The organism is Mycetohabitans sp. B3 (genome assembly GCF_021498065.1).
GTDB lineage: Bacteria > Pseudomonadota > Gammaproteobacteria > Burkholderiales > Burkholderiaceae > Mycetohabitans.
In genome coordinates this window covers 1-728 of sequence record NZ_JAHLKN010000081.1, presented here as the reverse complement: position 1 = coordinate 728, position 728 = coordinate 1, and the positions used below count along the sequence as shown (strand labels likewise).

The window sequence follows — 728 nt, the reverse complement described above, 5'->3', positions numbered from 1 at the left end:
ATGCATCCACCAGTTGTTTGAAGCGCAGGTCGAGTGCATGCCCGAGGCGCCAGCGCTGGTCTATGAAGACCAAACGTTCAGTTATGCGCAGCTGAACGCCCGAGCCAATTGCTTGGCACACCAGCTGATCGAGTTAGGTGTCAAGCCCGATACCCGAGTGGCGATCTGTGTCGAGCGTAGTCCCGCGCTGGTGGTGGGGCTACTGGCGATTTTAAAAGCGGGGGGCGCGTATGTGCCGCTCGATCCGGCGTATCCGAGTGAGCGCTTGGTGCACCTCCTTGCCGATGCGGCCCCGAACATGGTGCTCGCCGATGCGGCCGGGCGCGCTGCGTTGGGCGACGCGGCGCTGGCAGAATGTACGGTGCTCGATCCGGCCACCCTACGGGCATGGCCGAACACGAATCCGTCGGTAGCCGCGCTCACCGCCCGGCATTTGGCATATGTGATCTATACGTCGGGCTCCACCGGTACCCCGAAGGGCGTGATGGTCGAGCATCGGGGCGTGGTGAACCTTGCTCTGGCGCAAATTGTCTGTTTTGGAGTGCAACCAGCCAGCCGTATTTTGCAGTTTGCGTCGTTCAGCTTTGATGCGAGTGCATCCGAAATCTTGATGGCACTTGGCAGTGGTGCAGCGTTGTATCTGCCACCCGAGGCGGCCCGGCAGGATCGGCATGCTCTGCGGGACTATTTGACAAGCCATGCGATTACACACGCGACTTTACCGCCTG

Annotated in this window: 1 protein-coding gene; it reads left to right on the top strand. The window is 61.0% G+C overall.

What is annotated here, in order from left to right:
• A partial coding sequence (locus KQH55_RS15630; protein WP_235091612.1) for an AMP-binding protein occupies positions 1-728 on the top strand: 728 nt, incomplete at both ends.